This is a genomic window from Leptotrichia wadei, assembly GCF_007990545.2.
Classification (GTDB): Bacteria; Fusobacteriota; Fusobacteriia; order Fusobacteriales; family Leptotrichiaceae; genus Leptotrichia; species Leptotrichia wadei.
In genome coordinates this window covers 1,380,882-1,406,603 of the sequence record NZ_AP019829.2, presented here as the reverse complement: position 1 = coordinate 1,406,603, position 25,722 = coordinate 1,380,882, and the positions used below count along the sequence as shown (strand labels likewise).

Below are 25,722 nucleotides of genomic sequence, written 5' to 3'. Positions count from 1 at the left end.
AATTTTTTGTTTTATTATTATTTTTTATTTAATTTATTAAATAAATATCGAAGTCTGCTCGCTACCATTTTTATTCCCACCTTATTATCTTTTCCACGTGGAATTATAACGTCTGCATATCTTTTAGAAGGTTCAACAAACTCCAAGTGCATCGGTTTTACAGTATTTATATACTGATTTTTTATACTTTCAAAACTTCTAGCACGTTCATTTAAATCCCTTTCAATTCTTCTTAAAAGTCTTTCATCATCATCAGTATCCACAAATAATTTTGCATCAAAAAGATCTCTAATTTTTGCAATGGCAAGTACTAAAATTCCCTCCACAATAATTAAATTTGCAGGCTCAATATGTTGAGTCTCATTAATTCTGTTATGAACTTGGAAATCATAAATAGGTTTTTCAATGGATTTTCCGTCTTTTAATGCCAAAATATGCTTTTCAAGCAAATCAAAATCAATCGCATCTGGATGGTCATAATTCAATTTAGTCCTTTGCTCATAAGTTAAATGGTCATTTCTTTTATAATAGGAATCCTGTTCAAGTAAAATCGAATGAATCCCCGTTCTTTCCAAATTTTCAATTATAGCTTGAGTTACACTAGTTTTACCAGAACCAGTCCCTCCTGCAATTCCGACAATTATAGTTTGATAGCTCATAAAATATTTCCTCCTGAGTATATTTTGCAATTTTTTATTTTAGCAGAATAATGTCTTATATTTTAATTAATTTTAGCATTTTTTTTCTACTTTTACAAATATAAAAGGATAAAATTTTCTATATTTTAAAAATATTAAATTTTTAATAAAAAAATTTGAAAAAAACTTAATTATATGATAAAATTAAAATATAGTTAAATATTGGAGGGGTTATGAACAGAGAGAATGAAATTTTTGAAAAGGAAATGCTTGGAAAAAGTCTGAGAGAGATGTTTTTTGAAATGAATGTAGAGATGCAGGAGAGATTTCAGGAAATTAAAGATAAGTTTTTGGAGGTTAAGATTGCTGAAAATTCAGAGAATGAGAATATTTTTGTTGAAACGGTGCTGGTGAAAAGCGAGGATGTATTTAAAATGGATGGTGTGTTTTTTCCAGTAACTGATAAAGTGGATATTTTTAGTGAAGATTATGGAAATATTTATTTAGAAAATGTTTATTTGAATTTGGATTTACGTAAGATTAATGAGGTTTCTGAAAGGGAATTTAATGGATGGGTAAACGTTGATGGAAATAATTATGAAATTAAAGTGAGATTTGTAAGGAACGAGAATTATTTTGATGAAATAAAAAAATTGCATAATTCATTTGAATTGAATGGAAAAAGCTGGAAAACTCTTAACATGGCACATTTTATGAGATGTTATAAAATTGAGCTAGTTGAATACGATTTTGAGATAGAAAGAGATATTTTAGAAAAAATTCAGAATGAGGATTATGAAATTACTTATGATTTTGAAGAAATTCAGGATAAAGTATTAAGAAATAGGGAACTATTATGGAATATTGAAAAAAAGAAGATTATAAGTACAATATTTGTACACCCAACAAAAATTGATTTATCTTTTGAGTATACAATAAATTTTGAGGATAATGAGCAAATTTTAGTATCGAATCATGAAAATGACGATATTCTATGTTGCTATTACAGTGGGAAAAATAAGCTAAATATTGTTTCAAAGAAAAATACAGGTGATGTATGGGATATTTTTTCCATAAAGCCAATAGAAAAATGCAGGAAAATACTTGAAATTTTTGAAAAAAATAGTGAAAATCAGGAAAATTATTTTCATTTTACAAATTTTAAGAATGAAAGTTTTATTGATAAAATTCAAAAAAAAAATAAAAATACAAGAAGCCGTGCATTTTTGGAAAAATATTTTTTGGAATATGAGTTTACAAAGGATGAAATTATACTGAGAGATATTAATTTTAAAGAAAATATTGAACAAAATCTGGATATTTATGACTGCAATGAAAACTTGAGAAATGAATTTCAAAGGGAATATTTTAATAAAAAGCCTAAATTAAACCTATTCGTGGAAATTAAGACTTTTAATGAATATTCAGAGGATAAAGTGAGTTTTTTAATTTCAGAAATCCAGAATAATTACAGCGAATTTGAGTGCAGGGGGTATCTGTATGGCGAATAAAAATAAAAAAGGATATCCATATATATGGGCAGTTCCTATAAATACACAATTTGAACTGGAAAATAATGTATCAGCATATATTGAAGTAAACGATGATTTTTTTTATGACAAATTCGAGAAGAAAAAGGTTGTGAAAGTAAATCCTTATGTGAGATTTAATAAAATATTTACTGATTTTGTAAATTATTATGATAATCTTTTTGAAATTGAAAGCAAACTTCAAAAGGATAACAAAATTAAAAATTTGACAATGGAAAATGTTATTAAAAAAGAATCTAAAATAAGCAGTTTTAGACGTAGAAAAAATGCAGCTGATGAATCAAGAGAAGATAAAAATGAGCATATCTTAAAGAATTTTAAGAGAAATATTGAAAATAATGCGATAAGTTATTTAAGGGAACTTGATTTTGTAAGTGGAACGACAGTGATTGACATTGTTTGTGAAAAAATTTCAGAAGATATAAGAAAAGGAATTTTAGGAAAGTATTTAAAAAAATATTTTTTGCTTTTGAATAGGGAAGAGCAGGAATATGTGGCACTTTTGATCTATAATGAAAAGATTAATAATGTCAATTCTATGAAAAATTTTAAGTTTGGAATTAAATACTTTTTTTTAGATTCGCTTATTTACAGGGAAAAACATCAAAAAAATAAAATAATAATTTATATAAATAAGGAAAAAAATAAAGAAAATATTGCAAAAATAAAAACTTTAGAACTATTATTTCTGGAATTTGGACTGGAATTGAAGATATTTTGGAAAAATCATTTTGGAGTTGTAAGTGTTGGAGAAACAGTAAAAATTGATGAAATAGCAGTTTTTTAAAAAAATTAAGGGGTGGGATAAATGAAATATAGATTAAGAATTACAGATGAGGAAAGTAAAAAGGAAATAAATGTAAGTGAAGATGAGATTATCGAAGTAAAATACAAAATTGGGCTTGCAGAAGATACAAATTTAGCAAATAGCAGAAGCACAGTAGAAATGGAAATAACTGGAAAAATTATTTCAAATTTGGAAAATGCTGGAAATAACTTGAATTCTGAAAATAAAAGTGTGAATGATGACTTGTATGAAAGAAATAAAAAAAATATAATAGACTTAGTGGAATGGGCTGAGTCATATTTACAAAAAAGTGATTATAGAAATTTAGAAATGTTTGTTGATTTGGGATCAAATAAAAAAATGGATCTGAAGTTTACAAATATGTTTGTATATAATTTTTTACAGGAAATGAGCATTGAAAAGGGAATTGGGATTTTTAAATTGAAATTAAGACAAAAATTCCATCAAAAAAATAAACTTGATATAAAATAATACTTATAATGAAAATTTTGTGGTATAATAAAAATATAGATATTCTATTAAATGAACTTAAAAATTATTCAATTTCTAAAAAAATTACAAAATTTATTTTAGGAGGGAAATATTATGATTATAGATATTGAATTAAACGAAAAAAAACAAAAACAGTTAAAAGAAGTTTTGAAATATGATAACAACTTTATTAATAATTTGATATCAAAAGAATTAGATAAAATAGAAGAAAATGAACAAATTTCCAAATCAGAAATAAAAAGAATAATGAAATTATCTGAAAAAGCTAAAAAATCCCCAATGATATCTCTTGAAAATTTTGGAAAGAAAATGGGATTTTAAGTGAAATATAAAGTATTGCTATCTAAAATATGCTGCAAAAAAATTACAAAAGACGGATAAAAATACAAGTAAAAAAATTTATGATTTTCTGAAAAAAATAAACAATTCTGAAAATCCAAGAATTAAAGGAGAGGTTTTGAGCCATAATTTAAAAGGGTATTGGAAGTATAAACCATTAAAAGATTACAGGATAATAGTTGAAATACAAGATGATAAGTTAATAGTTTTAGTTGTTGAAATAGAGCATAGAAGTAAAGTGTATCTGATTTTAAATAAATTAAAAAAGGCGTTTTTAAAATAAATAATGATAAATTTAAATATAGGGAGTGAGTTTTTATGAATAGAAATATTTTTATTACTGGTGCTACAAGTGGAATTGGGAAGGAAACTGCTTATGCATTTGCTAAAAATGGAGATAATGTAATTTTGTGTGCCAGAAATTTGGATAAGTTGAAGGAAATTAAGGCTGATATTGATAGAAAATATGGTACTAATGCATATATTTTTGTGCTTGATGTCACAAAGTATAATGATGTTGTGAAATTTACTAAAAAAATACTGGAAGATGTGAAGAAAGTTGATATACTGATAAATAATGCAGGGCTTGCTCTAGGGCTGGATAAGTTTCAAGATTATGATATTGCGGATATTGAACAGATGATAAATACAAATGTGAAGGGGCTATTGTATGTTACAAGACAGATTTTGCCTAGCATGGTTGCAAATAATGCAGGGCATATTATAAATATTGGATCGACTGCTGGAATTTATGCTTATGCAGGGGCTGCTGTATATTGCGCTACAAAATCTGCTGTAAAAGTGTTGAGTGATGGAATTAGGATTGATACGATTGATAAAAATATAAAAGTTACAACTGTTCAGCCTGGAATTGTGGAAACTAATTTTAGCAATGTGAGATTTCATGGGAATATGGAGCAGGCTAAAAAGGTTTATGAAGGAGTCGAAGCACTAAAGCCTGAAGACATTGCAAATACGATACTTTATATTGCAAATCAGCCAAAACACGTACAAATTTCAGATATTACGATAATGGCTACAAATCAGGCGACTGGATTTAATATTTATAGAAAAAAATAATTTGACAAATTAGTGAAAATATAGTAAACTAATTAAGATGTACGCGTAAAATTGGTGGCTAATACCAATAATAGCGATAAATTATTTGGAGGTGAACATAAATGTTTGCAGTAATTAAAACAGGTGGAAAACAATACAAAGTAGAAGTTGGAACTGTATTAAAAGTTGAAAAATTAGCAGCTGATGTTGATTCAGACATCGAAATTAATGAAGTTCTATTAGTTGGAGAAGGAGATAACGTAAAAGTTGGAACTCCAGTTGTGGAAGGAGCTAAAGTTGTAGCTACAGTTAAATCGCATGGAAAAGCTGATAAAAAAATTAACTTTAAATATAACAAAAAAACTTACTATAGAAAAAAAGGACACAGACAATTATTTACAGCAATTGAAATTAAATCAATTAATGCTTAATTGAAATAATATAAAAATATAAGTTAACTTTTAAACTATGAAAGATGTTGTGGTTTGAATGATAAAAATAGAAATTCAAAGACAGAATAATAGAATAACATACTTTAAAATAAAAGGACATGCAGATTTTTCAGGATTTGGAGAAGATGTAATTTGTGCAGCTGTTTCATCAGTAGGACAAATGACAATTAATGGGCTTATTGAAACTTTGAAACTTCAAGAAAAGTTGGAGTATGTTGAGAAAGATGGACTTATTACTTGTGATTTGAAAGAATCTGAATTAACTGATGAGGAACTGGAAAAAGCGGATATTTTGATTGAATCAATGTATTCGTATTTAAAGGCGGTTGCAAGAAGTTATAGTGAGTTCGTGAGACTTGAAGAGAAAATAGAAAAGAAATAATAAAAAATATCAGATTCACAAAAGTAAAGTTTGAAAAGAACTATGAATTAAAGACATAAAGAAAAAATCAAGGAGGTTGGAAAATGTTATTAAAATTAAACTTACAGTTATTTGCCTCAAAAAAAGGACAAGGATCAACTAGAAATGGTAGAGATTCTAATCCTAAATATTTAGGAATAAAAAAATATGATGGAGAAGCTGTAAAAGCTGGAAACATCATTGTAAGACAAAGAGGAAGTAAATTTTATGCTGGAACTAATGCAAAATTAGGAAAAGATTATACTTTATTCGCATTAACTGATGGATATGTAAAATTTGAAAAATTTGGAAATGGTAAAAAAAGAGTAAGTATTTATCCTGAAAGAGCAGAAGCATAATAAAATAAAAAATAATATATTTTGTAAAATACTGTCTTAGAAATAGGATGGTATTTTTTTATCATATTTAATTTCTTTTTGTGTAAAATTAAACGTAAATAATTGTATAAGTTATAAAGATTAGATATTGATAATATTTATAATTACAAGATATTTTAGATTAGTGAAAACAAAAATAAAAAAAGAAAAGAGGACAATTAAGTTGAAGAGAGCAGTTATATTGGATACGAGTGCGATTATGTATAGAAGCCATTTTGCACTGATGGGGATGAGAAATAGCAGCGGAATGTCTACTGGAGCTACATTCGGATTTATTAATACTCTAGAAAGTGTAATTAGGGAATTCAGACCTGATTATCTGGTGGCTTGTCTGGATGTGAAAAGGGATGAGCTGGAGAGAACTGAAGAACTGGAAACTTATAAGGCGCATAGGGAAAGTATGCCAGAAGAGCTTGTTATGCAGATTGATACTATTATGAAGGTTTTGGATGGGTATAGGATTCCAAAATACAAGAAGGCTGGGCAGGAAGCGGATGATGTGATTGCTACATTTGCTACGAAATTTTCTAATGATGCTGATGAGGAAATCGAGGTTTTTGTAATAACTGGGGATAAGGATTTGGCGCAGCTTGTGGATGAGAAAATTAATATCGCTTTGCTTGGAAAGGGTGACAAAAATTCTGCATTTAAGCAAATAAAAACTGATGAAGATGTGGTTGAATATCTGGGAGTTACACCTGATAAGATACCTGATTTGTTTGGGCTTATGGGAGATAAGTCAGATGGAATTCCAGGAGTTGCTGGAATTGGACCTAAAAATGGAGCGAAACTTATTACAGCTTATGGCAATTTGGAAGGAATTTATGAAAATATTGATGAAATTAAGGGAAAACAGAAGGAAAAATTGCTGACTGATAGGGAAAATGCCTTTATAAGTCGGGAACTTGCAACTGTTAAAAAGGAACTTAATGTTGAATATGATAAAAATAAATTGAAATTTGAGGAAAAGGATTTTGATAGTCTTTTGAAATTGTATGAAGAACTGGATTTTAAAAGGTTTTCTAAAGCGATACAGGAAGAAAGGGAAAAATTGCAAAGTGAAGGTCAAGAGGGGCTTACAGAGGGAGAGAAGGGAATTTTAGAAAAAAATAAAAGATTAAATGAAGATAAACTGGAAAAAGAGAGATTAGAGCAGGAAAAGGAAGAAATTAAAAGGCAGGAATTGGAGTATGATAGAGAAAATCCGATTTTTGATGGAATTTCACATTTTTATGAGCAGGTTGAATATGAGCATAATTCGGAAATGGATAAAAAAATGGATGAGATTCAGGAATTGAAGGGGAAATTGATTGCAGAATATGAAGATCAGAAAAAAAAAGCTGAAGAAAACGTGATGGAAAGTCAAAAAAGTGAAAAAAATAGAAAAGTTAAAGGAGGAAAAATATATTTTGAGAGAAATTACGGGAAAGTTATGAGCTGGAATGAGGCTTATTCTGTGATTGAAAAAATGGATAAAAAAGTAGCGATTTTTGAAAATATGCTTGGAATCTCCATTTGCGATGAAAAGACAAATATTGTGCTTTTAGATAGTGAACTTCAGGATATTTTGCAAAATGATAATCAAGAAAATGTAGAATCTGGAGCACAAATTAATTTGTTTGCTTTAAGTAATAGTGCTGATGAGAAGAAAAATAATAAAAAAAATATTGAAAATATTTATAAATTATTGAGTGAAAAAGAAATTATCGCCTATAATGTGAAAGAATATATGAAAAATGGGGAAAGTGAGTATTTTGGCTATTCTGTTGGCGGAAAAACTTATGGGATAAATAATAACAGGTTTGGGATAAAATGTACTGAATATTTTGATATTTTGCTTGCAAGATATGTACTGGGAACGGAAAGTTTACAGGAAATTGAGGAAATAATTCTAGATGAATTTGAAGTGGAGATTGCTACTTTTGAGGAAAAGTTTAAAAAGGAGAGAAGAAAAAAGAATTTTAGTAATGTTTCAGATAATGTGATTTCTGAATTTTTATCAAAGAGAACGTTTTTTATTTATAAATTGGAAACAATTTTAAAAAATAGATTGCAAAATGAGCAATTTCTAAATATTTTTGATAAATTGGAAAGTCGGTTAATACCAGTGTTGGCACAGATGGAGGAAACTGGGATAAAAATTGATAAAAAGTATTTTGGAGAATTTCAAAATGAGCTGGAAGAAAAGATAAATATGCTTCAAAATGAAATTTATGAACTTGCTGGTGAAGAATTTAATATTGATTCGCCACAGCAACTGGGGGAAGTTTTGTTTGAAAAATTGCAGATTCCATCGGGAAAAAAGACAAAAACTGGATATTCGACAAATGTGGAAGTTCTGGAAATGATTGCTAACAATGGGGAATTGGCAGAAGATAAGCGGATGATTGGGAAAAAATTACTGGAATACAGAGCTTATAAGAAATTATTGTCTACTTATATTGAGCCGATTCCAAAGTTGGCGGATAAAGAGGACAGAATTCATACGACTTTTAATCAAAATGGAACATCTACTGGTCGGCTTTCCTCGGCAAATCCAAATTTACAGAATATTCCTGTGAGAACAGATGATGGAATCAGGATTCGTACAGGTTTTGTCGCAAAGGAAGGGCATAGCTTGATTTCATTTGACTATTCTCAAATTGAACTGAGAGTTTTGGCTGAATTATCGAAGGATAAGCATTTGGTGCAGGCTTATCAGGATGATCAGGATTTACATAGCTTGACGGCTAGAAAAATATTTTTTAAAACAGAAGAAGATGAAATTTCAAGAAATGAAAGAAGCATCGCAAAAGTAATTAACTTTAGTATTCTTTATGGGAAAACTCCGTTTGGACTGTCTAAGGAACTGGGAATTACAGTTCAGGAGGCTTCACAATATATCAGGACATATTTTGAGGAGTATCCAAGAGTTAGAAAATTTTTGGAAATTGTGACAGAGACGGCTAAGCTTCATGGGTTTGTGGAAACTTTTTATGGAACGAGAAGATATATTAGTGGAATTAATGCAAAAAATAAAAATATTCAGGCACAAGCTGTGAGAATGGCGGTAAATACTGTTGTTCAGGGAACAGCGGCGAATATTATAAAAAAAGTCATGATTGAGCTTCATGAAGAATTTAAAAATGATAAAAATATCAAAATGCTTCTTCAAGTTCACGATGAGCTGATTTTTGAAGTCTGTGATGAATTTTCTAAGGAATATATGGAAAAAATTGAGAAAATTATGGAAAATACAGTTAAGTTTAAGAAAGTTCCGTTGAAAGCTAATGGAAGTGTGGCTAAAAACTGGGGATTGTTAAAGTAATGATATGTTTTATATATGGTAAAAATATATATAATATATTTGACTAATTATTTAAAAATTGCTAGAATAGGTCATTAAAGGACACAGGATGTCGAAAAAATTAAGATAGAGGAGGTATCAGTATGGATACAGCAAGTGTAGTTTTTATTTTATTTTCATCAGCATTAGTGCTTTTTATGACCCCGGGACTAGCATTCTTTTACGGAGGTCTGGGACGAAGAAAAAATGTCATTAATACGATGATGATGGTTATTCTTCCAATTGCTATTGCAGTTGTGATGTGGTTTTTAGTGGGGTATTCCTTAGCATTTTCTGGAAACGGGAAATTTATAGGAAATTTTGGAAATGTTTTATTACGTGGAGTCAGTGAAACAGCAAGTACAAAAGGATATAAAATTCCAGATGCAGCTTTTGCATTATTTCAAATGATGTTTTCAATAATTACGGTAAGCATTGCAACAGGTGCCGTAACTGGGAGAATAAAGTTTGCGCCGTTTTTAGTTTTTGCTCCAATTTGGTTAATATTTGTTTATTATCCTTTAGCTCACATGGTCTGGGGCGGAGGACTTCTTGCAAAAATGGGAGCATTAGATTTTGCTGGCGGAGATGTTGTTCACATCTCATCAGGAGTGTCTGGACTTGTTTTAGCGACAATTATTGGAAAGAGAAGAGAATTTACAAGAACCGAGTATCGTCCGCATAACGTGCCTTTTGTACTGCTTGGAACAGGAATTTTGGCGTTTGGCTGGCTAGGATTTAATGCAGGTTCAGCTCTTGAAGCAAATAGTACGGCGATTCACGCTTTTATTACGACAATGTTATCACTTGCTGCGGCAACATGCTCTTGGGTAATTATTGAAAAGTTAAGTAACGGAACTCCTACATTAGTTGGAACTTCAACCGGTCTAGTTGCAGGGCTTGTGGCAATTACACCAGGTGCAGGTTATGTTTCCTACGGCTCGGCAATTTTAATGGGATTCCTAGTCAGTCCAATCTGTTATTTTGCAATTTCAAGTTTAAAACATAAATTGCAGTACGACGATGCATTAGATGCTTTCGGCTGTCATGGTGTTGGTGAAATTTTTGGAGGAATTGCAACAGCGATTTTTACAACACCAAGTTTAACGCCAGAAAAGGGAAATTTTGGACTTTTATACGGCGGAACTCATTTGTTTGGTGCAACAGTTGCTGCCATACTGATAACGGCTATTTGGGCTGGAACTTTTACATTTGTGATAATAAAAGTTATCGGTGTATTTTTACCGCTTAGAGCTACAGATAGAGAAGAAGCTGTGGGGATGGATGACAGTGAACATAAGGAAACCGCTTATCCAACATTTATGGGACTAGATTCTTAATTTAAGGAGAAAAATTATGAAAAAAATAGAAGTTATAATTCGTTCTGATAAATTAGAAGATTTAAAAGACGCATTGACAAAAGCCAAAGTCAAAGGAATGACAGTAAGCCAAGTTTTGGGACACGGAAATCAAAAGGGCTACACGGAAAGTTTTCGTGGGCAAAAAATTACGCCGACATTACTGGCTAAATTAAAAATTGAAATAATTACTCAAGATGACAATGTTGAAAAATTAGTTGACATTATAATAAATGCCGTTTATACTGGAGAAGTTGGAGATGGGAAAATATTTATTTTGCCAATAGACGACGTGATTAGAATTAGAACAAAAGAGAGAGGAAAAGACGCATTGTAATATTAAATAAAAAAAATTAAAGGAGTTAGCTTGAATATGAACTAACTTCTTTTTTTATTTTTTTAATTAAAAAAGTTAAATAAACTTAAATAAAGTTCAATTAATGAAAAAATTGTGATATAATTTTTAAATAATGAAATTTATTTAGTTTATATAAAACTGCTTTAAAGTTTAAAGTTGATCTCAAAAACTGTGACTATTTTACCCAAAATCTAAATTTATATAATTTTTGGCATTTTATTTTTAAATAAGTTTGAGTACAATAAAAATAAAATAAATAATAGAATAGAATAAAATAGAAAGGAAATTAAGAAAGAGAAAAATGATTAATACAGAAAAATATCTAAAAGGCCTAAAAGCTGGAATCGGAATGGGAATTGCATATATTCCGTTTGGTCTTACAGTTGGGCTGATTGCTAAAAATAACGGAATGTATACGATTGTCACGGCAGCAATGTCATTCGGAATTTATGCCGGCGGCTCGGAAGCTATGCTTTTGAAAATGGTTTATGTGCAGCATTCTACAGCGATTGAAGTCATAATTTCAGTACTTATGATAAATTTGAGATATTTGCTTTTAAATTTACTGATTTTCAGGCAATTAAAAAATGGAACTAAATTATTTGAAAAAATACTGGTTGGAGTTGGACTTACTGATGAAACGATAACTTATGCGATTATAAAGGGAGAAAATTCTCCTTGGTATATCATTGGGCTAAATACAGTTCCATATTTTTGCTATGCTGGAAGCTCTGTTCTAGGCTCACTTTTTGGAAATATGATACCTGAAGTTTTTCGTGCAAGTCTAAGTTTTATTTTATATTCAATATATTTTAGTTTGCTTGTGATGTCACTGCAAAAATTACCAAAGTTTTTTGAAGTTGTAATTTATGTAATTTCCGCAAAACTTGTATTTATGTATTTGCCAATTTTAAATAAGGTAAGTAGTGGATGGGCGATGATTTTAATTATGATAGGTTCAAGTTTAATTTATGCGGTAAGACATAGAAAGGATGAGGTAAAAGAAAATGAATAACTTAGAAGTTTTTAAAGTAGTTGTCATTTCAGCATTGGTAACGGTGGCTTTAAGACTGCTGCCACTGTTTGTGAAGATTCCGAAAAATCCAATAATGAATAAATTTTTTGAAGCGTTGCCGTATTCGGTACTGGCACTTATGGTTTTTCCAGACATTTTCACTTCAGGTGGGACAAGTCCTTATGACATTGTAAAAATACTGATTGGAATGGGTGTCGTTGCTTTTTTATCATTAAAAAGATTTGGACTTGGAATTATTGTTTCGGTGTCGCTTGTTATGATATTTTTATTTGATTTGGCAAAGATTTATTTGTAAAAAATTCATTTGAGAGATTAATGATTTTTCAAATGTTTATAAATGTACAATTGCTATTGTAATAATTTTATAAATATATTTTATTTTATCTAAAAAAATCTGAAAAAATAAAAAAAATAACACTTTAGATAATTGGGATATCTTTTTCTTAAAAAAACTAGGAGAATATACAATACACCCAAAATAATTTTTTTAAAATTTTTTATTGAAAAAGGAATAAATATTAGGTATAATAATATTATAATAATTTAAATATAAGGAGGATATGAACAAAAATTAAAGTTCATAAGGAATATGGAGGATTTAGAAAAAACTAGGAAAATAATAAAAACAACATTTTTTATGGCAGTAGTCGTGATTACAGTACTTCTTGTATTTCCACATGATATGCAGCCTCATGAATGGGAAATTTATGCAAGCAGCTATTTTGTGACTACTCTTGGTCTTACGGTTATTGGTGCGGCTATTGGAATATTATTTGGAATGCTTTTAGCATTTTTCAAATTTCAGAAAACAGGTAATGAAGTTTTTAATATGATAAAGGATGCAGTTATTGATGAATACGTTGATATAATGCGTGGAACACCAATGATGTTACAATTATTGACACTTTCTTTTGTAATAGTAGTTTTTAATAATTATTGGGTAGCTGCAATTGCTCTTGGACTTAATAGTGCAGCTTATGTTGAAGAAACAATCCGTTCAGGAATTGAAAGTATTGATAGGGGTCAAATGGAAGCTGCAAGAGCTACAGGGATGCCTTATAGGATGGCAATGAATGAAATTATAATGCCACAAGCTGTAAAAAATATTTTACCTGCTCTTGTAAATGAATTTATAAATTTATTTAAGGAAACTTCTATTGTGGGATATATTAGCGTTATGGATGTTACAATGAATAGTAAAAGTTTACAGGCTGCTTATTATAGTATAAAACCTATATTATTTACAGGTGTAGTTTATTATATAAGTGTAAAATTATTCTCGTTTATTGGGAAACGATTGGAGATGAAGTTAAAGGAAAATGATTAGTTTTAATAAAAAATGCAGAGAGTCAGAAGGAATTGAAGGAATTGGCAACGATGTAAGAGATAAGGAAATGATTAGAATAAAGAATTTAAAGAAAAAATATGGAAATTTGGAAGTTCTGAAGGGAATTAGTACAGAAGTAAAAGAAGGAGAAGTAATTTCTATTATTGGACCATCTGGAAGTGGAAAATCGACTTTTTTACGTTGTATAAATAGACTTGAAGAGCCAACTTCTGGAGAGATTAGAATAGATGGTAAAAATATTCTGAAACGTAGAGTAGATATAAATAAAATTCGTGAAGAAGTGGGAATGGTATTTCAGCATTTTAACTTGTATCCACATAAAACAGTTTTGGAAAATATTACTTTAGGTCCAATTAGGCTAAAAAAAATATCAAAGCCAGAAGCTGAAAAATTAGCAATGGAATTACTTGAAAAAGTAGGACTTGCTGATAAAAGAAATGTCTATCCAAATAAATTGTCTGGTGGTCAAAAGCAAAGGGTGGCAATAGCAAGAGCCTTGGCTATGAATCCAAAAATAATCTTGTTTGATGAGCCAACTTCAGCACTTGATCCTGAAATGATAGGAGAAGTTTTGGAAGTTATGAGAGAACTTGCACATGCAGGGATGACAATGATAGTGGTAACACACGAAATGGGATTTGCAAAAAATGTAGCAAATAGAGTATTTTTTATGGATGGAGGATATATTCTGGAAGATGCAAAACCTGCTGATTTATTTGAAAATCCAAAAACTGAAAGAGCAAAGGAATTTTTAGACAAAGTGTTAAATCATTAAATAAAAATTGTAATAGTAATTTTACAATAGAAAGGTAGTGTAGCATGAAAAAAGTATTAGTAGTGATCACAATGATAGTTTTTGGAATTTTGTCTTGTGGCAATAAAAATAATGCTGATAACAAGGGAGTAAAAAAACTTGTAGTGGGAACTGATGGAGTATTTCCTCCGTTTGGATATATTGAAAAGGGAGAGCTTGTTGGATTTGATATTGATTTGATAAAACAAATTGGGAAGGATTTGGGATATGAAATTGAAATGAAGGTTCAGCCGTTTGATGCTCTTATTCCGTCATTAAAGGCAGGGAAATTAGATGCGATTATCTCTGGAATGAGTGCAACTGAAGAACGTAAAAGATCAGTTGATTTCACAGATGAATATTACAAGTCAACACAAATGTTTCTTAAAAAGAAGGGAAATAACCAACTCACTTCAAAGGAAAGTCTGGCTGGTAAAAAAATTGGAGTTCAGTTAGGAACAATTCAAGAGCTGGAAGCTAGAAAAATAAAAAATGCAAATGTTGTAACAAATGATGCAACTATTAATTTGATATTAGATTTGAAAAATGGGAAAACTGATGCGGTAATTTTGGAAAATATTGTTGCGAAGGAATTTATTAAAAAAAATCCTGATATAGAAGTTTTTTATGAAGAAAAATTGCCTTATGGTATGGCGATTGCTTTTAATAAGGGAAAAAATACAGAAATTATTAAGAAAATAAATGAAGACTTGAAAAAGTTAAAGAAAAATGGAAAATATGATGAATTAGTTAAAAAATATGGTTTGGAAACAGGAAAAAATTAAAAAATTAAAGAAAGTGAGGAAAAAATATGAAAAAAATATTTTTAGTATTGACATTGTTAATTTTTGGAGTTATGTCATGTGGAAAAAAAGATAACGGAGAAAAAAAATTAAGAGTTGGATTAAATGCGATTTTTGCGCCGTTTGAATATGTTGAAAATGGTAAAATAACAGGATTTGATGTTGACATGATTAATGAAATTGGGAAAAATCTTGGATATAAAATTGAAATTATAGATCAGTCGTTTGATGGGCTTATTCCGTCATTAAAGGCTGGAAAAATTGATATTATTGTTTCTGGAATGAGTTCTACTGAACAAAGAAAAAAATCAGTTGATTTTACAGATGACTATTTTATTTCTAAAGAAACTTATTTGAGAAGAAAAGGTAATAATTCGGTTACTCCAAATAGCTTAAGCGGTAAAAAGATTGGAGTGCAATTGGGGACAATTCAAGAAATTGAAGCCAGAACTATTAAAGGGGCTACAGTTGTACCGAATGAAAGTACTGTAAATATAATTTTAGATTTAAAGGCAGGAAAAATTGATGCAATTATTTTGGAAAAGGCAGTTGCTACTGAATATATGAAGAAAAATCCTGAAATGGAAATTTTTGATGAAAAACCTGCTTCAATTGGAATGGCAATGGCTATTGACAAAGGAAAAAATCCAGAATTGATAAAACAAATAAATGCTGAATTGAAAAAAATGAGAGAAAATGGTAAATATGATGAATTAATCAAAAAATATGATTTAGAAAATAGTCAAAAATAAAAATTTAGACTAAATTTTATTAATACTGGTCTCCATTTGAAAACTAAAAATTATATTTTGTTTATTCAGTAGTAAAGAATTTTGATTATTACTGAATAAAGTTATGATAATCTAATATTTAAATGGAGGAAGCTGTATTAATGAAAAAATAATTGTGTAGAAGGAGGAAGAATAAATTATGAAAAAACCAACATTAGTTGCAGTTTCTTCAATGGTGGCAATGACAGTACCTCTAGCTTCTGAAAAAATAACTACTTCTGAAATGCGAAAAGATATAATACGTCCAAATATGGCGGATATACAGCAAGATATAAAAGATGTTCCTACGTTAGATACACCAAATCCTGAAAGAACATCCTCAAAAATTAATTCATCTGAAGATAATCCTGATTTAATAACAGTTATATTAAAGGAAGATGGTAGTGGAACAAAAATTGTTAATAATGATAAGGCTTCATCTTCTCAAAATTCTGAAACAATACAGTCACAATCTGAAAAAGAAGATTCGTCAATAATTTCACAGCCTGAAGTTTTTGAAATTCAAAAGAAACCTATAAATAATCCTGAAAAAGTTCAAATGTCAAAATCAGAAATTATTTCTTTAAGTTCAGATGAGTTAAATTTTCATAAAAACAGTACTGATTTGAAAAAAGAGGCTTACCCTGTATTAAATGATGTAAAAGATTATATTGAAAAAAATGATTTTCTTGTATCAATTATTGGATATACTGATACAAGTGGTATGGCTTCATATAATAAACGATTGTCGCTTAGAAGAGCTGAAATAGTTAGTTCAAAATTAATAGAATTAGGACTTTCAAAGGATAGAATAGTTGGAATAATAGGACGTGGAGAAAATAATCCAGCTAAAAGTAATGAAACAAGTGAAGGAAGAGGAAGTAATCGTCGAGTTGAATTTAGATTTGTAAAAAAAGGACAAGTGTAAAAACTGTCCTTCTTTTTTTTCTTTTATACTTTTTCAAATTCATTTTGGCATCTTATTTTTTTAATAATTTTTTATTGTTAGATTTTTTGTTGCTGGAAGTATCTCCATCTCCAAAAATATCTCTAAAAAATCCAACTTCCAGCTCTTTTGAAAATACATTTTTTAAAATAATCATTACTATAGGCCCAATTAAAAATCCAATTACTCCAAAAATCTTAAATCCTGAGTACATTGAAATTAAAGTAATTAAAGGATGAACTCCTAAATTTTGACTTACTAATTTTGGTTCCATCATTTGTCTTACTGATAGGACAAATAGATAAATTATTATTAGTGCAATTCCTAGTTTTATATCTGACAATGCAAATGAAATGACTGCCCAGGGAATTAAAATTGTTCCTGCTCCTAAAATTGGTAATGCATCAATTAAACAGATAATTATGGACATTAGTAGGGGATAAGGCACATTTAATCCTAAAAATGACAATAAATTTAGGCATATTAGAAGTTCAAAGAAACAAATTGTCATTAAAATAATTTGTGCCTTAATGTAGGAACCAAGAACTGTAAACATATCTGTTTTTATATTGAAAACTTTATCTAGCCAAGATTTTGGAAACTGATGCTCTAAAAAAACTACGATTTCATCTTTGTCAAGGCTAATAAAAAAAGTTGCTAAAATTGTAATACAGATATATAAAATAACAGTAGGGATTGATGTAATAAAATTGATTAAACCTTTTATAAAAATTCCGAGCTTTGCAGAACCTGTGGAAATAAAAGCATTTATCGTATCATTTACTTGCTTTGTAAAGCCTGATGGGAAATTTCCCAAATAGGCATAAACTTTTTCCATGCCGTCAGTCCAAAGTTTTTGCATCATTTCACTGTAGCTGTTAAGATTTTGAGATAATTTATAAATTTCACTTATTAGTTTTAGCGATCCCCAGCCAATAATTCCAAAAAATATAAGTAAAAATGATACGATTGAAATTATCGTTGAAAGTTTTTTTGAAAGTTTCAGCTTATTTTGTAAAAATCGTGTAAATGGCCGTGTTAATATTGAAAAAAATAGCGCTATTGTAAATGGAAATAAAAATATCCCCAATTTAAATGCTAAAAATACGACTATTAAAATTAAGGCAATATACACGATAAAATACAGTTTTTTAAAGTCAAAATTTTTGTAACTTGCCATATTGTGATTCTCCTTTTTTATTTTAATATAAAGCATAAAAAATTAATTTAAAACAGAACTTAAAACTATAATATGTTTGATTTATAAAAAAAAACAAGATTTTTCAATAATTAATTTCAGATTATAATTATATTTTATAAAAAGTAAGATTTTTGCTTATTTTAAAATGAAATTTTAGTATTAGTTTTAAATAGTTCAATATAAAAATAATTTGGGTATATTATATAATAAATATGATAAATTGTAAATCTATAATTTTTTAATTTTTATATTTATGGTAGAATGAATTTGAGAACTGCTATTCAGACTTTAGGTGGATTTATAAAGAATTGGCATATATATTGAATTGTGGCTTAATTTATGATAATATATTAGATATAGATTACAGAATTGTGAGGAGGAAATATGTATAAAGTTTTAGTTGGTGAATATATTGATGATGAAGCGGTTGCTAGGCTGCAAAATGCTAGAGATGTAAAGGTTGATGTGAAAGTGGGAATTTCACGGGAAGAAATTTTGGAAATAATTCATGAATATGATGCTTTGATTGTGAGAAGCGTTATAAAAGTAGATAAGGAATTGCTGGATAAGGCTAAAAATTTGAAAATAGTAGGGCGTGCTGGAAATGGGACAGATAATATAAATATTCCAGAAGCAACTGCACATGGTGTAATTGTGGCGAATACTCCAGATAGTAATACGGTTTCAGCTTGTGAAATTGCGATTGGGCTTATGATTGCTTCTGCGAGAAATATTGTTGCGGCAAATAATTTTATTAAAAGTGGAAAATGGGAAAGAGAAATTTTTGTTGGAAACGAATTGTTTGAAAAAACATTGGGAATTATCGGACTTGGAAGAATTGGTGGATTAGTTGCTACAAGAATGAAGGCATTTGGAATGAAACTTGTTGCTTATGATCCGTATATTTCAGATGAAAGATTCAAGAGATATGGCTGTGAAAAAGCTAAAACGCTTGATGAATTAATGGAAAAGGCAGATGTGATAACTATTCATACACCTAAAACGAAGGAAACTTTGGATATGATAAATGCTGAAAATATTCACAAGTTAAAGGATGGGGTAAGACTTGTAAATGCAGCACGTGGAGGACTTTTTAATGAAGAAGCTGTGGCAGAAGGATTAAGAAGTGGAAAAATTGCAAGTTTTGGATATGATGTACATGCTGTTGAACCACGTTCAGAATGTGTTTTATATGAATTTGACAATGTGGTTACAACTCCACACATTGGAGCAACAACTTATGAAGCACAGCGAAATGTCGGAACTCAGGTTGTAAAGCAGGTATTGAATGGACTTCGTGGAGAAATAGTTGAAACAGCTGTAAACTTGCCTGCAATTGGAAGAGAGGAATTCTTAATTGTAAAACCGTACATAAATTTAGCTGAAAAATTAGGAAAAATTTATTTCCAAATTGAAAAAACTCCAATTACAAATGTTGCCATTAATTATTATGGAGAAATTGCAGAACAAGAAACAGCTCTTGTAGATTCAACTGCAATTAAAGGAATTTTAGAGCCTGTATTAAAGGAAGAAGTAAATTACATTAATTCAAAACCATTAGCTGAAAAAAGAGGAATTAATATTTCAATAAATAAAAAAGATCATAAATATAAAAATTATTCTTCAGCAATAGAATTTGTAATAACAAATGAAGATGGTAAAAAAATCTATGTTGTTGGAACAATCGGAATGAATAATGAAGAAAGAATTGTAAGTATAAAAAATCATGATGTGGATATGGCAATTTCTGACAATATGATTTATTTAGGGAATGAAGATGTCCCAGGAGTTATCGGAGCTGTAGGAGCAACTTTAGGAAGAGGAAATATAAATATTGCCACAATGAACGTTGGTAGACGTGAAAATAGTGCAATTATGCTTTTAACAGTAGATAATGAAGTTGGAAGAAGAACATTAAAGGCACTACGAGAATTGAGTCAAATAAAATGGGCTCATTACTTGGATTTGACAATATAGTATTTTTTGAAAGTTGATAATTAACAAATGGATGCAAGTAAGTATTTTAAGGAATTGAAAAAATTAATAAAGAAGGTAGATTTTTTAAATTATTTGAAAATAATTTTTCTGACAGTATCAATAGTATTATCTAAAAATAATTTATTTTTTATAACAAATGCAGGTTTAATATTTTCTATTTTAAATTCTTTTGTAAAAAAAGAAAATGATAAATTTGGAAATAAATTTGTTTTTGATTTTGAAATTTTTATTTTCCAAAGCATTACTTTATTTTATTTGAATAGACAGACATTATTAATGGGAATAAAATTATTCGACATTGAATATTTTTCAAAAATTATACTAAATGCAAAATATTTAAACGGAGAACTTCTGTTTTTTATACTATTTGGTCTGCCATATATATTTATAAGAAAAAAGAGCAAGGCATACAAGTATTATATTTGTATAATAGTTTTATATTTCTGTTTATTTGAAGATATATTTCATACAGGATTTTCATTATTAGGAATAAATTATTGGATAGGTTTATTATTTATTTTTGTAAATATAATATTTTTACCTACATTTATTGATTTTGTAATTATTTCATTAGCTGTGTTGTATTTTATGAAAGATAATAAAAATTATAAAGTTATGTATTTATTATTAATATTTTGTTGTATTTTTAGATTGAGTCTTGCTGCAAGGCTATTCTTATAGAAATTATGATGATAAAAAGAAAGGAATAAAGATGGGTTTAAAATTTAAGGTAAAAGTGCCGGGGACATCGGCCAATATTGGTGTAGGTTATGATTGTTTAGGAGTTGCATTGGATTATTTTTTGGAACTCGAAGTAGAAGAAAGCAATAAAATTGAATTTTTGGAAAATGGAAAACCGTTTTCAATTCCGATTGAGGACAATTTAATTTTTGAAGCAATAAAATATACCGAAAAACATTTAGTAAAAAATATTCCAAGTTATAAAGTAAATATTGTAAGAAATGATATTCCAATTTCACGTGGGCTTGGGAGCAGCTCATCAGCTATCGTTGCTGGAATTTTGATTGCAAACAAATTTGCGGGAGATGTGCTGGATATTAACGAAGTAGCAAAACTTGCTGTGGAAATGGAAGGACACCCTGACAATGTAGTACCTGCAATTTTCGGAGGAATGGTACTTACTGCTCATGATAAGGAAAACCTTGTTTACAGTTCGCTAATAAGTTCTGATGATTTATGCTTTTATGTAATGATTCCAAATTTTAAATTATCTACAGAAAAAGCAAGAAGCGTATTGCCAAAAATGTACCTAGTTTCTGATGCAATAAACAACATTTCAAAACTAGGATTACTTGTAAATGCTTTTAACAAAGGAGAATACGACAACTTACGCTTCCTTTTAGGCGACAAAATCCATCAGCCTTACAGATTTGCACTAATAAACAATTCAGAAAAAATCTTTGAAGCATCTAAAAAACACGGTGCTTTAGGAGAATATATAAGCGGTGCAGGTCCGACTTTAATTTCATTAAATTACGATAATGACGAGTTCTTGGAAAATATGAAAAAGGAACTTGCAGAATTATCGGATAACTGGACTATTGAGAAGAAGAAGATTAATTTGAAGGGTGCGGAAGTTTATTAATTTATGTTTAAACTTCTTAATATTAATAAAGTGTGCAATTACCAAGGCAAGATTTTGGATTATTAGGGAGCATAGATATGAAAAAACAATTAAAAAAAATATTACCTTGCATAATGGCAGGAATTACTGGAATAAGTTATGGAAATACAAATTCTAAAGACGATACAGATAATTTGATAAAAATATCAGAAAATGAAAATAAGATTGCGGAAAATTTGGAAGCAAAAAACAGTTCAGAAAAATTAATTTCAGATAATTCTATTTCAGAAAAACGTAATTTTAAGCAGAATAGCAATTTTAACACTAAAAAAGAAATTATTGATGATCCTGATAGAATACAGATTAATTTGGAATATATGGGAGGATTTTCAAAAAAACATAAAGATTCTGATAATGAAATTATAAAAAGCCAGCAAGTTGTTATGCCTGCATTTCGATGGACTGGAAAGAGTGGTGTCAATGCTTCTTTTTGGAAAGGAATCACAGATGTTGGAGGTGGATTAATCCCTTATGTAGCTTTTGGTTCATATAAAGCTGCGCCGTCTGGAGATCCTCATCAGCAATATTTGGTTAAAAGAGATGAAGATATGGAACAGATAGCGAGAAATAAAGCGGCAGGAATAAAAAATATAGGATATACATATACGCATGGTTCTACTAGAAATCTTGATTTAGTTTATGCTGATATTGATAATTTTGTCAATTTTTATGGAAGAGAAAATATAGCGGGATATTTTATCGATGAAATTGAAGGAGGAGCGACTCAGGCACAAATTGATTATATGGCTAAAATTTATAATTATATAAAGTCTAAATATCCAGAAATGACCGTTATTGCAAATAATGGATGGGGAATCAGAGATGGAATCGCACCTTATGCTGATATTTGGATGACTCAGGAAGTTAGCGCAACGGAATATTTGAATAATTATCGTGCCAGAACATCCGAATTTGAAAAGGATCCTGCAAATTCCAATCATATTTTACATGTAATTTATAATGCGACGCCAGAACAATATGAAGAAATTATAAAATTATCTCGTGAACGTAATGCAGGAAATTTGTTTATTACTTCAGATACGAATGCTTATCCCAACGGGTATGACGACTTACCTACATATTTTGAAGATCTGATGATGACAATTAATAACTTTACTCCAAAAACAGGAAGTTTATTTTCACCTGAAAATCAGGCGGCAGAAAAAGTTACTGTTGAAATGCCTCGTTCAAAGGTTGATTTAGATTTAACAAAAGCTGCAAGAAGCGCAATTTATAAAAATCTTGAAAATTCAAAAGACGGGCAGTATAAGATTGATATTGCCTATATGGGAAATTATGGTGGAAAATATAAGGATAAGGAAAGCAATGTACAGTATGATTCAGATACTGACGGCGTTTTAGCGGATGTGTCTAAAGATTTTGGAAAATTCTCTTTAGGAACTGTTTTCGGCTCTCAAAAATCAAAAGTTAATTACAAGGGGAAATTTAGTAATGTAAAAGAAAAAATAACATCATCTCAGTTTGGATTAAATGGTAAATATGACTTTAATGATAATATAGATTTAACAGGGAATATGATATATTCTTCAAATAAGCATGCATTTGATACAAATACCGGGTTAGGAGCTATTGCGAATGCCGAATATAAATCAAAAATCTTAGATTTTAGCGTAAAAGCTGGATATAAATTTTTATTTGACAATGGGTATGTAAAACCTTATGCCGGGCTAGGAATAACAAAAGTAAAGGAAGGAAGCATTGATAAATTACATATTTCAAATACATCCAAAACTATCTCAGAAGGAATTGTCGGAGTGTATGGAGAAAAATCATTTGGCAAACTTGATTTATTTGGTAATTTAGAATACGAACAGAGATTTAATAAAAAATCCTATCATTCTGAAAGAGAATACTCTAGAAGGTATACTATTGCACCATTAAATTATGCAAGTGGCACTATTAATGTGGAAGCTGGTTTGAAATATAATATTTCAGATAATTTTAAAATTAAGACTTCATATGAATTAAGAGATAGTAAAAATAGCCTTTTGAAATTAGGTTTTGGAGCAGAATTTTAAAATTTAGCAAAAAATTAATTATATAGATGGAAACAGGTGAAAATCATTGAAAATATTTAATCTTATTGACTTAAAGTAAAAAAAATTTTCATATATTTAGAAAAAATATAAAAAGTTAATTTTTAGATAGATAGAGGGTTGAAAAAAGAATGAAAATGTGTTATTATAGTTACAGAAAATAATTTCAGGTAGAGAGTGGGTCAGCCCACTCTTTAGTTTTAGATATGAGGTGTAATTTTATGGAACAGATTTTAAATGAGTTTGAGAAGAAAATCGAATCGCATTTAAAGGAAATGAATCTGGAGTTGGCAGATTTGGAATATGTGAGGGATGGGGGATATAATTATTTGAGAGTGTATGTGGAGAAAATGGATGGGACTACGACACTTGATGATTGTATTGATTTTAGCCGTGAGATTGACGGGATTGCGGATGAACTGATTGAAGAGAAGTTTTTTTTGGAGGTTTCGACGCCTGGGGTTGAGCGAAGGTTGAAAAAGCCTAAGGATTTTGTGAGATTTTTAGGAGAGAAAGTTAATGTTCAGGCTAAGAGTAATATTGAGGGGGCTAAAAGATTTGTTGGAAAATTGGAAAAATTTGAAGATGATACGATTTTTCTTTTGGATGATAAATTGGGGAAAATAGTGGAAATACCACTTTCTAAATTAAAAAAGGCAACTTTAATATATGAATTACCAAATGGCATATTAAATAGTGAGGAGGAATGATGAAAGGGCGAGATCAAAAAATATTTTTGGAAGCACTTGATGAACTTGAAAAGGAAAAGGGAATTTTAAAGGAAGAATTGCTGGAAACAATAGAAACTGCATTGCTTGCGGCATATAAGAAGAATTATGGTGAAAAGGATAATGTAAAAGTAACTATAAATAGAAATAGCGGAGATGTGAAGGTTTATTCACAAAGGCTGATTGTGGAAAATGTAGAAAATCCTGAAGAGGAAATTAGTCTGGAAGATGCAATCTCTGTTAAAAAACGTGCTAAGCTGGGAGATATTCTGGATTTGGAAATTAATGCGGAAAGTTTTAAGAGAAATGCGATTCAGAATGCAAAACAGATTGTTGTACAAAAAGTCAGAGAATGTGAAAAAAGAAATATTTTTAATAAATTTAAGGAAATTGAAAATTCAATTGTGTCTGCAAATGTTAGAAAGACAGATGAAAAGGGGAATTTATACGTTGATATAAATGGGCTTGAAGCAATTGTGCCGCAAAAGGAATTGTCGCCAACGGATAAATTTGTGCAAGGGGACAGAATTAAGATATTTATTGGAGAAGTTGAGGAGGCAACTAAGTTTACAAAAACTTTTGTTTCTAGAAAATCTGAAGAATTGCTACGTGGGCTATTGGAACTTGAAGTACCTGAAATTTATGAAGGTATAATTGAAATTAAGAATATTGCAAGGGAAGCTGGAAGCCGTTCTAAAGTAGCAGTTTATTCAAATGATAAGAATTTAGATGTAAAAGGTGCCTGTATTGGACGGAATGGTATGAGAATCCAAACTATTATTGATGAGCTGCAAGGAGAAAAGATTGATGTTGTTCTTTGGAATGAAGATGTTAGGGAATTTGTAAAAAATGCTTTAAATCCTGCACAAGTTTTGTCTGTGGAGATTGTTGAAGAAGGTGAAGATAATCTAAAAGTTGCAAAAGTAGTTGTTGCAGAAAATCAATTATCACTTGCGATTGGTAAAAAAGGACAAAATTCAAGACTTGCGGCAAGATTATGTGGCGTGAAAATTGATATTCATACAGGATCAGATGAAATGGCTGGAAGCGAAGAAGATGAATTTAAAGAAAAAAGTGCATTTCAAGATTCATTAGATGAAACAGAAAATATTGAAAAAACTAGTGATTCGCAAAATGATATTGAAGTTGAAGAAAGTGCTTTCGCAGGACTTAGTGAAGATAATGAATAGGGACAATTAGACAGTTGTAAAAGTGAAAAG

At 29.5% G+C, this 25,722-nt stretch carries 27 protein-coding genes; 25 read left to right on the top strand and 2 right to left on the bottom strand.

Annotated features, from left to right (window positions below; all coding sequences use genetic code 11):
* Positions 1-17: 17 nt before the first annotated feature.
* Positions 18-659 carry a uridine kinase gene (udk, locus tag FVE73_RS06565; RefSeq protein WP_018497764.1) on the bottom strand — a complete coding sequence of 214 codons (642 nt, stop codon included), beginning with the start codon at positions 657-659 and terminating at the stop codon, positions 18-20.
* A gap of 212 nt (positions 660-871) precedes the next feature.
* Between udk and FVE73_RS06560 the strand changes: the two genes are divergently transcribed.
* The 19 genes from FVE73_RS06560 to FVE73_RS06470 all read left to right on the top strand — a co-directional run bounded on the left by FVE73_RS06560 (position 872) and on the right by FVE73_RS06470 (position 16,855).
* Positions 872-2,149: a hypothetical protein gene (locus FVE73_RS06560; protein WP_018497765.1), complete on the top strand. Its 1,278-nt coding sequence runs from the start codon at positions 872-874 to the stop codon at positions 2,147-2,149.
* Positions 2,139-2,975, top strand: a complete 837-nt coding sequence (locus tag FVE73_RS06555; RefSeq protein WP_018497766.1) for a hypothetical protein — start codon at positions 2,139-2,141, stop codon at positions 2,973-2,975. The genes FVE73_RS06560 and FVE73_RS06555 overlap by 11 nt, the downstream gene beginning before the upstream one ends.
* 21 nt (positions 2,976-2,996) lie before the next feature.
* A complete protein-coding gene (locus tag FVE73_RS06550) occupies positions 2,997-3,467 on the top strand; it encodes a hypothetical protein (protein ID WP_018497767.1) in 471 nt (156 codons plus the stop codon).
* Positions 3,468-3,581: 114 nt separating this feature from the next.
* Positions 3,582-3,809 carry a hypothetical protein gene (locus FVE73_RS06545; protein WP_018497769.1) on the top strand — a complete coding sequence of 76 codons (228 nt, stop codon included), beginning with the start codon at positions 3,582-3,584 and terminating at the stop codon, positions 3,807-3,809.
* A 7-nt stretch (positions 3,810-3,816) separates the two neighbouring features.
* Positions 3,817-4,110: a type II toxin-antitoxin system RelE family toxin gene (locus tag FVE73_RS06540; protein ID WP_039782034.1), complete on the top strand. Its 294-nt coding sequence runs from the start codon at positions 3,817-3,819 to the stop codon at positions 4,108-4,110.
* 35 nt (positions 4,111-4,145) lie between these two features.
* Positions 4,146-4,907, top strand: a complete 762-nt coding sequence (locus tag FVE73_RS06535; protein WP_018497771.1) for an SDR family NAD(P)-dependent oxidoreductase — start codon at positions 4,146-4,148, stop codon at positions 4,905-4,907.
* A gap of 101 nt (positions 4,908-5,008) precedes the next feature.
* Entirely contained in the window at positions 5,009-5,317 is a 309-nt protein-coding gene (gene rplU, locus FVE73_RS06530; protein ID WP_018497772.1) for a 50S ribosomal protein L21, read from the top strand.
* A gap of 58 nt (positions 5,318-5,375) precedes the next feature.
* A complete protein-coding gene (locus tag FVE73_RS06525) occupies positions 5,376-5,720 on the top strand; it encodes a ribosomal-processing cysteine protease Prp (RefSeq protein WP_018497773.1) in 345 nt (114 codons plus the stop codon).
* A gap of 83 nt (positions 5,721-5,803) precedes the next feature.
* Entirely contained in the window at positions 5,804-6,097 is a 294-nt protein-coding gene (gene rpmA, locus FVE73_RS06520; protein WP_018497774.1) for a 50S ribosomal protein L27, read from the top strand.
* Between the two features lie 202 nt (positions 6,098-6,299).
* Positions 6,300-9,443 (top strand): DNA polymerase I, encoded by a 3,144-nt coding sequence (polA, locus tag FVE73_RS06515; protein WP_018497775.1) that lies wholly within the window; start codon positions 6,300-6,302, stop codon positions 9,441-9,443.
* A gap of 122 nt (positions 9,444-9,565) precedes the next feature.
* A complete protein-coding gene (locus FVE73_RS06510; RefSeq protein WP_018497776.1) occupies positions 9,566-10,801 on the top strand; it encodes an ammonium transporter in 1,236 nt (411 codons plus the stop codon).
* 16 nt (positions 10,802-10,817) lie between these two features.
* A complete protein-coding gene (locus FVE73_RS06505; protein WP_018497777.1) occupies positions 10,818-11,156 on the top strand; it encodes a P-II family nitrogen regulator in 339 nt (112 codons plus the stop codon).
* 322 nt (positions 11,157-11,478) lie between these two features.
* Positions 11,479-12,192 carry an AzlC family ABC transporter permease gene (locus FVE73_RS06500; protein WP_018497778.1) on the top strand — a complete coding sequence of 238 codons (714 nt, stop codon included), beginning with the start codon at positions 11,479-11,481 and terminating at the stop codon, positions 12,190-12,192.
* Positions 12,185-12,508 carry an AzlD domain-containing protein gene (locus FVE73_RS06495; protein ID WP_018497779.1) on the top strand — a complete coding sequence of 108 codons (324 nt, stop codon included), beginning with the start codon at positions 12,185-12,187 and terminating at the stop codon, positions 12,506-12,508. Before FVE73_RS06500 ends, FVE73_RS06495 begins: the two co-directional genes overlap by 8 nt.
* Before the next feature lie 294 nt (positions 12,509-12,802).
* Positions 12,803-13,540 (top strand): amino acid ABC transporter permease, encoded by a 738-nt coding sequence (locus tag FVE73_RS06490; protein ID WP_018497780.1) that lies wholly within the window; start codon positions 12,803-12,805, stop codon positions 13,538-13,540.
* 67 nt (positions 13,541-13,607) lie between these two features.
* A complete protein-coding gene (locus FVE73_RS06485) occupies positions 13,608-14,336 on the top strand; it encodes an amino acid ABC transporter ATP-binding protein (protein ID WP_026238976.1) in 729 nt (242 codons plus the stop codon).
* Positions 14,337-14,380: 44 nt separating this feature from the next.
* A complete protein-coding gene (locus FVE73_RS06480; RefSeq protein ID WP_018497782.1) occupies positions 14,381-15,139 on the top strand; it encodes a basic amino acid ABC transporter substrate-binding protein in 759 nt (252 codons plus the stop codon).
* Between the two features lie 26 nt (positions 15,140-15,165).
* Positions 15,166-15,909 (top strand): basic amino acid ABC transporter substrate-binding protein, encoded by a 744-nt coding sequence (locus tag FVE73_RS06475; RefSeq protein ID WP_018497783.1) that lies wholly within the window; start codon positions 15,166-15,168, stop codon positions 15,907-15,909.
* Between the two features lie 178 nt (positions 15,910-16,087).
* Entirely contained in the window at positions 16,088-16,855 is a 768-nt protein-coding gene (locus FVE73_RS06470; protein WP_018497784.1) for an OmpA family protein, read from the top strand.
* A 52-nt stretch (positions 16,856-16,907) separates the two neighbouring features.
* On the opposite strand, the gene ytvI is transcribed toward FVE73_RS06470, so the two are convergent.
* A complete protein-coding gene (ytvI, locus tag FVE73_RS06465; protein WP_018497785.1) occupies positions 16,908-18,053 on the bottom strand; it encodes a sporulation integral membrane protein YtvI in 1,146 nt (381 codons plus the stop codon).
* Positions 18,054-18,458: 405 nt separating this feature from the next.
* Here ytvI and serA point away from each other — a divergent pair, with 405 nt between their 5' ends.
* From serA to nusA, 6 genes are all read left to right on the top strand, one after another.
* Positions 18,459-20,051: a phosphoglycerate dehydrogenase gene (gene serA / locus FVE73_RS06460; RefSeq protein ID WP_018497786.1), complete on the top strand. Its 1,593-nt coding sequence runs from the start codon at positions 18,459-18,461 to the stop codon at positions 20,049-20,051.
* A gap of 27 nt (positions 20,052-20,078) precedes the next feature.
* Positions 20,079-20,753 (top strand): hypothetical protein, encoded by a 675-nt coding sequence (locus tag FVE73_RS06455; protein ID WP_018497787.1) that lies wholly within the window; start codon positions 20,079-20,081, stop codon positions 20,751-20,753.
* 31 nt (positions 20,754-20,784) lie between these two features.
* Entirely contained in the window at positions 20,785-21,678 is an 894-nt protein-coding gene (gene thrB, locus FVE73_RS06450; RefSeq protein WP_018497788.1) for a homoserine kinase, read from the top strand.
* A 77-nt stretch (positions 21,679-21,755) separates the two neighbouring features.
* A complete protein-coding gene (locus tag FVE73_RS06445; RefSeq protein ID WP_018497789.1) occupies positions 21,756-23,756 on the top strand; it encodes a spherulation-specific family 4 protein in 2,001 nt (666 codons plus the stop codon).
* Positions 23,757-23,995: 239 nt separating this feature from the next.
* Positions 23,996-24,484 carry a ribosome maturation factor RimP gene (locus FVE73_RS06440; RefSeq protein WP_018497790.1) on the top strand — a complete coding sequence of 163 codons (489 nt, stop codon included), beginning with the start codon at positions 23,996-23,998 and terminating at the stop codon, positions 24,482-24,484.
* The gene (gene nusA, locus FVE73_RS06435) at positions 24,484-25,692 is read left to right on the top strand and encodes a transcription termination factor NusA (RefSeq protein ID WP_018497791.1); all 1,209 of its coding nucleotides are present in this window, start codon (positions 24,484-24,486) and stop codon (positions 25,690-25,692) included. The genes FVE73_RS06440 and nusA overlap by 1 nt, the downstream gene beginning before the upstream one ends.
* Positions 25,693-25,722 lie beyond the last annotated feature (30 nt).

Excerpts from the sequence above, each read along its gene's own strand:
- FVE73_RS06440 (WP_018497790.1), top strand. The coding sequence starts at position 23,996 with ATGGAACAGATTTTAAATGAGTTTGAGAAGAAAATCGAATCGCATTTA.
- rplU (WP_018497772.1), top strand. The coding sequence starts at position 5,009 with ATGTTTGCAGTAATTAAAACAGGTGGAAAACAATACAAAGTAGAAGTT.
- FVE73_RS06495 (WP_018497779.1), top strand. The coding sequence starts at position 12,185 with ATGAATAACTTAGAAGTTTTTAAAGTAGTTGTCATTTCAGCATTGGTA.
- udk (WP_018497764.1), bottom strand. The coding sequence starts at position 659 with ATGAGCTATCAAACTATAATTGTCGGAATTGCAGGAGGGACTGGTTCT.
- rpmA (WP_018497774.1), top strand. The coding sequence starts at position 5,804 with ATGTTATTAAAATTAAACTTACAGTTATTTGCCTCAAAAAAAGGACAA.
- FVE73_RS06455 (WP_018497787.1), top strand. The coding sequence starts at position 20,079 with ATGGATGCAAGTAAGTATTTTAAGGAATTGAAAAAATTAATAAAGAAG.
- FVE73_RS06550 (WP_018497767.1), top strand. The coding sequence starts at position 2,997 with ATGAAATATAGATTAAGAATTACAGATGAGGAAAGTAAAAAGGAAATA.
- FVE73_RS06510 (WP_018497776.1), top strand. The coding sequence starts at position 9,566 with ATGGATACAGCAAGTGTAGTTTTTATTTTATTTTCATCAGCATTAGTG.
- FVE73_RS06535 (WP_018497771.1), top strand. The coding sequence starts at position 4,146 with ATGAATAGAAATATTTTTATTACTGGTGCTACAAGTGGAATTGGGAAG.
- FVE73_RS06500 (WP_018497778.1), top strand. The coding sequence starts at position 11,479 with ATGATTAATACAGAAAAATATCTAAAAGGCCTAAAAGCTGGAATCGGA.
- FVE73_RS06475 (WP_018497783.1), top strand. The coding sequence starts at position 15,166 with ATGAAAAAAATATTTTTAGTATTGACATTGTTAATTTTTGGAGTTATG.
- serA (WP_018497786.1), top strand. The coding sequence starts at position 18,459 with ATGTATAAAGTTTTAGTTGGTGAATATATTGATGATGAAGCGGTTGCT.
- FVE73_RS06470 (WP_018497784.1), top strand. The coding sequence starts at position 16,088 with ATGAAAAAACCAACATTAGTTGCAGTTTCTTCAATGGTGGCAATGACA.
- FVE73_RS06485 (WP_026238976.1), top strand. The coding sequence starts at position 13,608 with ATGATTAGAATAAAGAATTTAAAGAAAAAATATGGAAATTTGGAAGTT.
- FVE73_RS06525 (WP_018497773.1), top strand. The coding sequence starts at position 5,376 with ATGATAAAAATAGAAATTCAAAGACAGAATAATAGAATAACATACTTT.
- FVE73_RS06545 (WP_018497769.1), top strand. The coding sequence starts at position 3,582 with ATGATTATAGATATTGAATTAAACGAAAAAAAACAAAAACAGTTAAAA.
- FVE73_RS06480 (WP_018497782.1), top strand. The coding sequence starts at position 14,381 with ATGAAAAAAGTATTAGTAGTGATCACAATGATAGTTTTTGGAATTTTG.
- FVE73_RS06505 (WP_018497777.1), top strand. The coding sequence starts at position 10,818 with ATGAAAAAAATAGAAGTTATAATTCGTTCTGATAAATTAGAAGATTTA.
- FVE73_RS06490 (WP_018497780.1), top strand. The coding sequence starts at position 12,803 with ATGGAGGATTTAGAAAAAACTAGGAAAATAATAAAAACAACATTTTTT.
- FVE73_RS06445 (WP_018497789.1), top strand. The coding sequence starts at position 21,756 with ATGAAAAAACAATTAAAAAAAATATTACCTTGCATAATGGCAGGAATT.
- FVE73_RS06560 (WP_018497765.1), top strand. The coding sequence starts at position 872 with ATGAACAGAGAGAATGAAATTTTTGAAAAGGAAATGCTTGGAAAAAGT.
- thrB (WP_018497788.1), top strand. The coding sequence starts at position 20,785 with ATGGGTTTAAAATTTAAGGTAAAAGTGCCGGGGACATCGGCCAATATT.
- FVE73_RS06555 (WP_018497766.1), top strand. The coding sequence starts at position 2,139 with ATGGCGAATAAAAATAAAAAAGGATATCCATATATATGGGCAGTTCCT.
- ytvI (WP_018497785.1), bottom strand. The coding sequence starts at position 18,053 with ATGGCAAGTTACAAAAATTTTGACTTTAAAAAACTGTATTTTATCGTG.
- nusA (WP_018497791.1), top strand. The coding sequence starts at position 24,484 with ATGAAAGGGCGAGATCAAAAAATATTTTTGGAAGCACTTGATGAACTT.